This is a genomic window from Hoylesella enoeca JCM 12259 (assembly GCF_000613405.1).
GTDB lineage: Bacteria > Bacteroidota > Bacteroidia > Bacteroidales > Bacteroidaceae > Prevotella > Prevotella enoeca.
This window is the reverse complement of record NZ_BAIX01000063.1, coordinates 1-9,198: the sequence shown is the minus strand read 5'-3', so window position 1 is coordinate 9,198 and position 9,198 is coordinate 1. Positions and strand designations below refer to the sequence as shown.

The following is a 9,198-nucleotide window of genomic DNA, read 5'->3' as shown; positions in this document are numbered from 1 at the left end:
TTCTTTTGCATCGCCGTGCTGCTGCTGGTTATATTTGCTTTTGTTGTCATATTCTTTAATTGTTCAGCCCCCCATCCCCCTAACTTAGGGGGCTAAGAAAACTGGGGGCAAAGGTAGATAGAATATTCTGAATATGCAAACTTTTATTGAAAAGATTATGGAAGGGGGATCAACTTTGCGCGGCAACGCAATCATTCAATACGCCATTTTCCTCCGTTCTCACCGATTGCGGTGCTTCATATACCATGGATGAACAAAGAGATTATAGAGGAATAACGAAACGACTGTGAGAACCAAACAACAAATGATCAGCTGTGCTCTATTGCCATAAAAATAACCGTATCCCAAAGATATGCCCAGGGTGATGCCCGATTCCCACGCAAGCATAAACGTGCTTTGGGATGTTCCGCGCTGGCAATGACGGCTTAGCTTAATGAAAAACAAGAGGAAACGACTCCCGATAATACCGATTCCGAACCCGATCAGAAATGGAGCGATGTAGACGGCAACGGTATATTGACGGTTGAGAATCAGCAACAGAGCTGTGCCAATAACAATGAGTCCGGTCACCGTCTCGCTCTTTAAATCAGCATCGGCAAACACGAATTTCTCCGAAAGCAGCGCCAAGAGGAAGCCGGCCATGATCATTACATAAAACAACACGGTGGTTTCGATCGTCATAACGAGTCCGATAATCATTGTCATCAGCATCAAATTGAGGAACAACCATTTGCCCTGTGGCAAGAAAAATCGATCGAGCGCCATGTGTTTGACATTCTCTTCGGGAGCTCGGAACGGGAATCTGACAGATTTGATTAATGCGATCGAAAGACTGGCCGTGATCGCTGCGGCTATATAAACATTGTAATGGGCTTGTAAAAGAATGATAGCAAACAACGAACCGATGGAGAGGGCAAACCGACCGAACCATGAGGCGTGATGATTGGCTTCTGTGCGCTGAAACGATTCACATTTGTCGATCACCAATGTGCTGCACAACACCATCTGTGCAAGTCCGAAAGCTGCTCCTAAAATCAGACGTAGTGCAATCAGAATGGTCACATTCAGATGCCATTCAACATAATAACGTTGAACATATCCAAAGGCAATCAACACGCCGACCACCACGCAACTGCCCCCACACAAATGTTGCTGCGACGGTATTCTTGCACAAGCCAACTGCAAAATGGGCCTAACAGAAACAAGCCCACGCCGTAAGCTCCCATCACTGCACCTGTTTCCTGCGGAGATAACCGCAACGTGTGCAGCAAACTCTCGGGCAAAGCGATGATCAACATATATACGGCTGTTGTCAGCAACAAATTAGCCAAGGCCAAAACCCAAAAGTCTTTATGCCATAATCGAATATGAATCGGTGTGTTTTGTGTATCCATTCGTCAGTCCTTTTAACACGCGTCGTTAGTAGCTCTCCTCCTCGCTGGGAAAAGCCGACTGCTTGACATCTTCTGAATAACGGTTGATTGCATCGCAAATAATCGTTGACAGCGAGGCATATAAGCGTAAAAAGCGAGGCCGGAAAGCGTTAGTCATCCCAAGCATATCGGTCGACACCAAAACCTGTCCATCTGTTTGGCAACCCGCACCGATACCAATCGTGGCGCAGGAGACAGCTTCCGTCACTTTGGCTGCAAGTTCTGCGGGCACTTTTTCTAACACAATGGCAAAGCATCCGGCTACATCCAAAGCCTGCGCATCAGCCAAAAGGCGATCGGCTTCGGCCTTATCCTTGGCGCGAACTCCATATCCTCCAAACTTGTGTATGCTCTGCGGTGTGAGTCCGAGATGGCCACAGACAGGGATTCCGGCCGCAATCAACGCCTTGACGGTATCTAAAATATCGGCTCCGCCTTCTACTTTCACAGCGTCGACACCCGTTTCTTTCATGATCCTAACGGCATTGCGAAGCGCTTCTTCACGGCTAATCTGATAACTGCCAAAAGGCATATCACAGATCACCAAGCTCGCTTCACCGCCCGTTTCACGCTGCGTGCATGATAAATCATTTCGTCGACAGTGATGGGGAGCGTGTTTTCGTTGCCCGCCATCACGTTAGAGGCCGAGTCGCCCACCAGAATACAATCAATACCCGAGTTGTCTATGAGCGATGCCATGGTGAAATCATAAGCCGTGAGCATCGCTATTTTTTCGCCCCGTTGCTTCATTTCAAAGAAACTCCGGGTGGTAATCTTTTTACTGTTTATCGTTAAATATCCGCTCATTGGCGTGCAAAATTAATGTAAATTAATGAGAACCTGAAAGTAAGTTACATAATTTTTCGAAGTCTAAGTCAGCATAATCCGAGATGACAACGTCCGAAAGCGGAACGATTTCGCTTGCAGGATTGGTCGTGGCAAGCCCCACCACCGTCATTCCCGCAGCCCGCACAGCTTTCAATCCGTTGAAACTATCCTCGAAACCAATGCATTCCGACGGCATCGCATCAAACCATTCGGCCCCTTTCAGATAACCGTCGGGATCGGGTTTGCTCTTTGCGAAATCTTCGGCCGTGAGTATTCGATCAAACATCTCTTTAAATTCCGGACGTTTCCGATATACATTTTCCATCTTCACTCGATTGCTGCTGGTCACCACAGCACACCGAATACCTCGGCGTTTCAGATCAGACAAAAACATTTCAAATCCCCGGATATATCGGAAGTTCATCTCTCGCTCAAACGCATCGAGCTTTTGTGTGATTTCCCGTTGCACCTCTTCCCTGTCTTGAAAATACTTCTCATAAATCTGAGTCAACGTCTGCCCTTTGATGCACTCGGCCAAATCAGGCTGTTTGGGATAATATTTCCGAAAGATTTCACTCCAAAATTGCGTGTAGAGAGGCTCTGTATTAAATACTACCCCATCCAAATCAAACAATGCAACTTTATACATTCAAATGACAATTTTATGTAAGTTGCATGCAAAGGTACGGAAAATATTAGTACCTTTGCCGCGGTTATGCGGAATTTTATAGTAATCCTCTCAATCGTTTTAGCCATTTGTTCGTGTTCGGATAATCAGAAATCGATAACGAAAATCAATGGAATGAACATCGACTCGATCGTTGTCGACTCTACATATCATTTGCATGAGAGCAATGGTCCGAAGTGTGAGGTGTCGCTCCATATCGAATATTTCAAAGGTGGGAAAGGTCAGACGATCAACAACTCTCTCTTACGATCGGGATTGCTGACACCGGATTATCTGTCGCTTTCTGGCAAACCAATCGATATGCAGCAGGCTGTCGACTCATTTGTGCGGCGTTATATCAATGATTATAAGACAGATTTCGGAGCACTTTATCGTGAAGATCGCGAACACGGAGCCTCTTATAATTGCGCTTATCACGTAAAAACGCAAATCCGTAACAATGCTGACGATATTCTGGTTTACATCGCTTCAATCTATACTTATGCCGGTGGAGCACATGGAATCGACCAAACCTTGGTTAAAAATTTCGATACACGAACGGGCAAACTCATCCGATTGAGCGATATTTTCGTACCGGGTTACGAACAATCGTTGAAAGACAAAATCGTGGAAAAGCTCGCCGAGCGTTTCAAAACCGATGGATTGGAAGGGCTCAACAAGCAAAACCTATTTACGGATAACCATGTTTATATCCCCGACAACTTTATTCTTGACGACGACGATATTACATTTATTTATTGCGAAGACGAAATTGCACCGCACGCCGTGGGTGAAATTCGGGTTAAGATTGATAAAGACGAGCTTCGTAGACTATTGAAATAGACCGCGCAATGGATGAAATTCTGAAATACTTTCCCCATCTTTCCGAAGAGCAAAAACACCAGTTCGAGGCCCTCTCAGATCTATACAGAGACTGGAATGCCAAGATCAATGTAATATCCCGCAAGGATATAGACAATCTCTACGAGCATCATGTGCTCCATTCATTGGCCATCGGTCAGGTGTTACACTTCACGCCAGGCACTCGGATACTCGATTTCGGCACAGGAGGAGGCTTTCCCGGCATTCCGCTTGCGATCTTGTTTCCCGACTGCCAATTCAAGCTCATTGACGGGACAGGTAAGAAGATACGTGTTGCCACAGAGGTTTCAAAATCAATCGGACTGCCAAACGTCATCGCCGAACATCTTAGAGGCGAAGAAGAAAAAGGCAAATACGACTTTGTTGTGAGTCGGGCCGTCATGAAACTGACCGATCTCATGAAGATCATACGTAAAAACATAGCCAACGATCAGCACAATGCGTTGTCCAACGGAGTGCTTTGTCTCAAAGGCGGAGACGTCACACATGAAGTGATGCCATATAAAAAGATCGCGCAAGTGACGCCCATCCACACGCTGTTCAAAGAAGAGTGGTTCAAGGAAAAGAATGTTATTTACGTCCCAATCTGAACAAAATGCTGAACATCAAGAGATTTATCTGCAATATGTTGCAGGAGAATTGCTACGTGGTCAATGATGAAACGCGCGAATGTATCATCATTGACTGCGGCGCTTTTTATCCCGAAGAGCGCACCACCATCGTGCAATACATTCGTAACAATCAGTTGATACCGAAGCATCTGTTGGTCACACACGCACATTTCGATCATAACTTTGGCAACGACACGATCTTCAAGGAGTTTGGTTTGCAGCCCGAAGTGCATTGTAACGACAAACCTTTGATGGATAATCTCGCTCAACAAGCCGAGCGAATCATTGGAATGAAACTCAATCAGGAGCTTCCGCCCGTTGGGAAATACCTCAACGACGATGACAAGATCATGTTCGGCACCCACACATTCACCATCATCGCCACCCCCGGTCACTCGCCCGGCGGAGTTTTCTACTACTGTGCCGAAGAACATGTCGCTTTTTCCGGCGACACCTTGTTTCATTACTCCGTGGGCCGAACAGATTTCGACGGTGGCAGTATGTTCCAATTAATCCAGAGTCTAAGGATGATTTCGCAACTCCCAGACAAGACAGTCATCCTCCCGGGACATGGCGATCAGACCACCATCGGCACAGAAGTGGCCGGCAATCCTTATCTCGACCGCTAACAAATCATCATGCAAGTGGTAAACGAAAAAATCATCTTAGGCATCGATCCGGGAACCAATGTGATGGGTTACGGCGTTATCAAGATCGTCGGCAACAAACCGCAGATGATGGCCATGGGCGTAATCGACCTGAGAAAATTAGGCGACTCTTATCTCAAATTGGGCCGGATATTCGAGCGCGTGACGGGAATCATCGACGAATATCTGCCCGACGAACTCGCCATTGAAGCTCCATTTTTCGGCAAAAACGTGCAATCGATGCTCAAATTAGGCCGTGCGCAAGGCGTAGCCATCGCTGCCGCCATCCACCACGACATCCCCATACACGAGTATGCACCGTTAAAAATCAAGATGGCAATCACGGGGCAAGGACAGGCAAGCAAAGAACAAGTGGCCGGAATGCTGAAACGACTCCTCCATCTCGACGAAACCGAAATGCCGAAATTCATGGATGCCACTGACGCATTGGCCGCGGCTTATTGCCACTTCATGCAGATGGGGCGCCCAGAAACCGACACCCATTATCACGGATGGAAAGATTTCGTCCGCAGAAATCAAAATAAAGTGGCGTGTCTACATTCCACAGACAAACAACGAAACAATCAAATCAACATCAATAAACCCATTTAAAAGATTAGAGATTATGAAGAAGATGATTCTCATGGCTGCACTCTGCTTAGCCACAATCCATGTTCCGGCACAAAACGTGTACAAAGAAATCCTCCGCCTGTCAAAAGCTGGCGCAGCAGACAAAACAAAAGATCTGAGTACAAGACGTGTATATCAATTCAAAGTAGACGAACTGAACTATCTGCTGATGAAGACTCGCGAGCAAAAGCCTGATACCAAGATGTCGACTATCGACCGCCAGGCTTATGCTATGTATGAATTCGTCAACTCATATATAACAGCGCTGTCTAAGACAAAAAGCAAGAAAAACAAACAGCTCATCACCGACATTTACAAGGAAGCCACGATTCACAATCCGCTCTTCAACGATGATGACAAAGAGTTGGTATTAAGCTATTACAACAGAGAGGACTATCTGACGCGTTTCTCGCTCGACACCGATTGGATCAAAGCCAAAGAGGAAGTGAGTCGAAAGATGTCTAAACGCTGATTCACCCTGAATCCAACAACGCCCGGAAGTATCTCGCATCACTTCCGGGCGTTGTCTTTTTCAGTACAAAGAGAAAGACCTGTCAAAAGGTTGAATGATACAGCCCTTCAACTCATCGTTACCTGTTGTCCAACTCACCGTTACCTGTTGTCCAACTCACCGTTTTCTGTTGCTCAACTCACAGTTTTCTGTTGCCCAACTCACCGTTTTCTGTTGCCCAACTCACCGTTTTTCAGTTGAGCAACTCGTTTTACCTGTCCGGGAGTTTTTAATTTAAAGACATTTCAAGAAGGCGATTCCATTAACTATAAAACAAAAATACCATCCGCCATGCGAATGGTATTTTAATAGAACAAAATGAGGAACTGTTGAATGTTGAATTAGGAGTTAGGAATGTTGAATTATTGCGCTTCGCGCAATGATAAATTATAAATGATAAATTCTAAATTGCGCGCAAGGCGCGCAACCATTCGTCATTCAACGGTCAAAATTCAACATTGCGAAGCCTACGGCTTCGCTGGCTTCGCTACTCGTTCGTAGCTCACATCGTTAAGCTCAAAATACTTCTTCGAGAGCACCAAACGGAGAATCGGCTTGAGGATATGCTCCTTGGGATTGAATTTCGTCCCCTTGGGCACGGCCTTGCTCTTGAACGAAGGAATCAGCGTACCCATATCGCCGAACTCCACTGTGTCGCCGTTGGCCACGAAATCGCGCGCCGTATAAATGGCCTGGTTGATCACGGCCCCCACTTCTTGGGGCGAGAAAGTCGTGTTCTTCGCCACAGCATTGCAAAGCGTGCGGAAATCCACTCGCTCGCGTCCTGTGGCCACGGCGATCTGCACTTCTTCGTTGTTGTTCTTGTCTCTCATTTTCAGTTTGCGCAGTTTCAGGATGTACTGCAAAGGTCTGTTTGCCATAATTTTTGTGTTTTTAAGATGAATAATAGCGGCCAGTCCGAATCAGTGCACGCACTGGCCGCGATAAATGTATGTTCTCTCTGAGATCAGTGCATGCACTCTTTCAAATCAGTGCATGCACTGTTTCTATTTAGTGCATGCACTAATTTCGATGAGTGCATGCAATGATTTCCTACTGTTCAGATGGGACGGGACAGAAATGAATTCCCGTAGCTACTCGGCGCGCCACAGCGGATTGCCGTAGTCGCGGCTATTGCTATCCCCTATTATAACGTGTCTGTTGAATACCAGGTCATAGGCAAGTGCTGAGTTTTGCGGGTACGGCGTACTGCTCCAATAGTAGCCAGAACTGCCAAACTCATAGTGCGTATAGCCGCTGTAGTAGCCTAGCGCGGGCAGGTAGAAATAATTACTTAATATGCTTGCAGCAGGCTTACCTTGTGTAATAGAATTATTTTCGTAAACGTAATCGAAAGAGCTGGTACTTTTGGTGTAATCAGTACCATTAGGAGCATGCTCTGCTGTGTAACCGGAAATATAGGCTTTTTTCTTCAGCCACATGCCGCCTTTGTATAAATGTCCCATGAACGCCCAAAGTTCGAGAGTATCGTCCCAATGGGGATCGCCACCTTGTATGTACCAGCCTATTTCGTTGGCGTTGGGAAGAACCTGGAAGTGTGCTGTTGAAGGAAGTTCGGCGGGAGCTATGCCGGTAGGATCGCTGTAACCCTGCATGTCGTTATACCAACGATCAGGATCGGCTGCTTTGCTGTGAGGGTAATTATTTTGATTGTCAATGTTTCCATTGGCATCAAGATGGCCGTACCAGTAGCATTGCTGAGCATCCCACATATAATAACCGTCATTGGAATAGGTACTGGTTAGCAGATTTTGTGAAATCTTTTTGTTCTTGCCTTTGGTGAAAGTCACGGTGCCGGGATATTGCTTCGTAACAGTTCCGGTTTGGTTGGTTGTGGGGTTGTGAAGCGTGTAAACCACCGTGAAGTTGGTGTAGTTACCCGGAGCGATGACTGCGGTAGCGGCGTTGGTCGTAGGAGTAGCCGTAGCGGGAATGGCAAAGTCATTTAACGTGAGTTCTATAATTCGGTTCGTTGTTGTGGGCGCGGGACGTGAGCCGGTATCGATACCGTTGTCGTTGAAGTCGAATGTTCCGCAAAGGGCTTGGTCGGCAATCATTGTGATCTTTTGAATGACGAAATCGGCCACTAATCTATTTGAATTGTACGGCAGGAAGGTGGCGTAGGCAGCTTCGTGGTTGAGCGTGAAGCCGTATGCCTCGCTGCCTGTGGGTTTGGTTGCTGTTGACGTTCCGCAATCGCCGTCTTCGCCGATATGGCTCGCATCATTGGGAACGGTTTGTGATTGCGCGGCTTTGATGGTCACTTTGTTTGATGCACCGTTTTTACCTGTGTAGCGTACGGGATAACTCGTGGCAGTGTAAGTGCCGTCGAACCAAAAGCGAGCCGTGGCCGACTTGCCTGTGATGTTGTTGCTTGCGTCCTGCTTTAAAGCCGGAGATGCAGCCGTGTTGTTTACCCAAAGACGGTCGCCTGCTGTCCAATAGAAGTTTAGGCCCGATCCGTCGTATTCAGCCGAGGTACGAGTTTGGGCACCGTTATCCTCTACGACAAAGGCAGTCAAGCCATCGGACCCCGGATCTTGTTCGTTGTCTTTATTCTCTGTGTCGTCGCTTGCACAGCCAGCAAAAGATAGTAGGCCGGCGATGGCAAGCAGTGATAATGCGTTTGTCTTCATCTTGTCTGTTCTTTTAGTTTTAAACGCTCTTGTTTGTTAAATACTCCAATGCTGCGGGGTGTCTTCTTCTTCATCATCGAACCACCCCTGTTTGGCACTCAGGTCGTCTCCATCATCCCTAGCCTTGTTGTGTCCGCCACTGTTGGGGAACGAGGTGTCCATTAATTCGCTGTGAGGCTCCAAGCGGATGGCCTCCATTGCGGGCTTCGCGTAAGCCCATCTCTCTAATTGTTTTTGATTCATAATCGCTATGTTTTGAGTGAATAATTCGTGAAGTTTTCCCCCTTGCCGGGTTGGAAAAAGGGCATGAAAAAGAGAACAAAGGGAACTCT

At 46.8% G+C, this 9,198-nt stretch carries 11 protein-coding genes and 1 pseudogene; 5 read left to right on the top strand and 7 right to left on the bottom strand.

Translation table 11 applies throughout. From position 1 onward, the window contains the following. Positions 1–219 precede the first annotated feature (219 nt). The 4 genes and pseudogenes from JCM12259_RS15410 to JCM12259_RS11825 all read right to left on the bottom strand — a co-directional run bounded on the left by JCM12259_RS15410 (position 220) and on the right by JCM12259_RS11825 (position 2,910). A complete protein-coding gene (locus JCM12259_RS15410) occupies positions 220–1,062 on the bottom strand; it encodes an MFS transporter (protein ID WP_234396607.1) in 843 nt (280 codons plus the stop codon). Between the two features lie 47 nt (positions 1,063–1,109). After that, positions 1,110–1,394, bottom strand: a complete 285-nt coding sequence (locus tag JCM12259_RS17430; RefSeq protein ID WP_234396606.1) for an MFS transporter — start codon at positions 1,392–1,394, stop codon at positions 1,110–1,112. Positions 1,395–1,419: 25 nt separating this feature from the next. Continuing rightward, positions 1,420–2,240, bottom strand: a pseudogene (gene panB, locus JCM12259_RS15405) (3-methyl-2-oxobutanoate hydroxymethyltransferase). A 22-nt stretch (positions 2,241–2,262) separates the two neighbouring features. Further along, the gene (locus JCM12259_RS11825) at positions 2,263–2,910 is read right to left on the bottom strand and encodes an HAD family hydrolase (protein WP_025066607.1); all 648 of its coding nucleotides are present in this window, start codon (positions 2,908–2,910) and stop codon (positions 2,263–2,265) included. 66 nt (positions 2,911–2,976) lie between these two features. Here JCM12259_RS11825 and JCM12259_RS11820 point away from each other — a divergent pair, with 66 nt between their 5' ends. Genes JCM12259_RS11820 through JCM12259_RS11800 form a run of 5 tightly spaced genes read left to right on the top strand, consistent with a single transcriptional unit; the run spans position 2,977 to position 6,170 of the window. After that, the gene (locus JCM12259_RS11820) at positions 2,977–3,771 is read left to right on the top strand and encodes an RsiV family protein (protein ID WP_025066606.1); all 795 of its coding nucleotides are present in this window, start codon (positions 2,977–2,979) and stop codon (positions 3,769–3,771) included. Positions 3,772–3,779: 8 nt separating this feature from the next. Further along, complete coding sequence (rsmG, locus tag JCM12259_RS11815) at positions 3,780–4,400, top strand: 16S rRNA (guanine(527)-N(7))-methyltransferase RsmG (RefSeq protein ID WP_025066605.1); 621 nt, start codon at positions 3,780–3,782, stop codon at positions 4,398–4,400. A 5-nt stretch (positions 4,401–4,405) separates the two neighbouring features. Beyond that, a complete protein-coding gene (locus JCM12259_RS11810; protein WP_025066604.1) occupies positions 4,406–5,050 on the top strand; it encodes an MBL fold metallo-hydrolase in 645 nt (214 codons plus the stop codon). Between the two features lie 9 nt (positions 5,051–5,059). After that, positions 5,060–5,680 (top strand): crossover junction endodeoxyribonuclease RuvC, encoded by a 621-nt coding sequence (ruvC, locus tag JCM12259_RS11805; RefSeq protein ID WP_025066603.1) that lies wholly within the window; start codon positions 5,060–5,062, stop codon positions 5,678–5,680. Between the two features lie 13 nt (positions 5,681–5,693). After that, positions 5,694–6,170, top strand: coding sequence for a hypothetical protein (locus JCM12259_RS11800; RefSeq protein ID WP_025066602.1), 477 nt, complete (start codon positions 5,694–5,696; stop codon positions 6,168–6,170). Between the two features lie 506 nt (positions 6,171–6,676). Here the strand turns inward: JCM12259_RS11800 and JCM12259_RS11795 are convergent. The 3 genes from JCM12259_RS11795 to JCM12259_RS11785 form a co-directional block, all read right to left on the bottom strand. Further along, positions 6,677–7,090, bottom strand: a complete 414-nt coding sequence (locus JCM12259_RS11795) for an HU family DNA-binding protein (protein ID WP_025066324.1) — start codon at positions 7,088–7,090, stop codon at positions 6,677–6,679. A 213-nt stretch (positions 7,091–7,303) separates the two neighbouring features. After that, positions 7,304–8,866, bottom strand: a complete 1,563-nt coding sequence (locus tag JCM12259_RS11790) for a hypothetical protein (RefSeq protein ID WP_025066601.1) — start codon at positions 8,864–8,866, stop codon at positions 7,304–7,306. Positions 8,867–8,902: 36 nt separating this feature from the next. Next, positions 8,903–9,109 (bottom strand): hypothetical protein, encoded by a 207-nt coding sequence (locus JCM12259_RS11785; protein ID WP_025066600.1) that lies wholly within the window; start codon positions 9,107–9,109, stop codon positions 8,903–8,905. Between the last annotated feature and the right edge of the window lie 89 nt (positions 9,110–9,198).

What these genes read in the sequence shown, in the direction of transcription:
- JCM12259_RS11800 (WP_025066602.1), top strand. Translation starts at nt 5,694, where the DNA reads ATGAAGAAGATGATTCTCATGGCTGCACTCTGCTTAGCCACAATCCAT.
- rsmG (WP_025066605.1), top strand. Translation starts at nt 3,780, where the DNA reads ATGGATGAAATTCTGAAATACTTTCCCCATCTTTCCGAAGAGCAAAAA.
- JCM12259_RS11790 (WP_025066601.1), bottom strand. Translation starts at nt 8,866, where the DNA reads ATGAAGACAAACGCATTATCACTGCTTGCCATCGCCGGCCTACTATCT.
- JCM12259_RS11820 (WP_025066606.1), top strand. Translation starts at nt 2,977, where the DNA reads ATGCGGAATTTTATAGTAATCCTCTCAATCGTTTTAGCCATTTGTTCG.
- ruvC (WP_025066603.1), top strand. Translation starts at nt 5,060, where the DNA reads ATGCAAGTGGTAAACGAAAAAATCATCTTAGGCATCGATCCGGGAACC.
- JCM12259_RS11810 (WP_025066604.1), top strand. Translation starts at nt 4,406, where the DNA reads ATGCTGAACATCAAGAGATTTATCTGCAATATGTTGCAGGAGAATTGC.
- JCM12259_RS11795 (WP_025066324.1), bottom strand. Translation starts at nt 7,090, where the DNA reads ATGGCAAACAGACCTTTGCAGTACATCCTGAAACTGCGCAAACTGAAA.
- JCM12259_RS17430 (WP_234396606.1), bottom strand. Translation starts at nt 1,394, where the DNA reads ATGGATACACAAAACACACCGATTCATATTCGATTATGGCATAAAGAC.
- JCM12259_RS11825 (WP_025066607.1), bottom strand. Translation starts at nt 2,910, where the DNA reads ATGTATAAAGTTGCATTGTTTGATTTGGATGGGGTAGTATTTAATACA.
- JCM12259_RS11785 (WP_025066600.1), bottom strand. Translation starts at nt 9,109, where the DNA reads ATGAATCAAAAACAATTAGAGAGATGGGCTTACGCGAAGCCCGCAATG.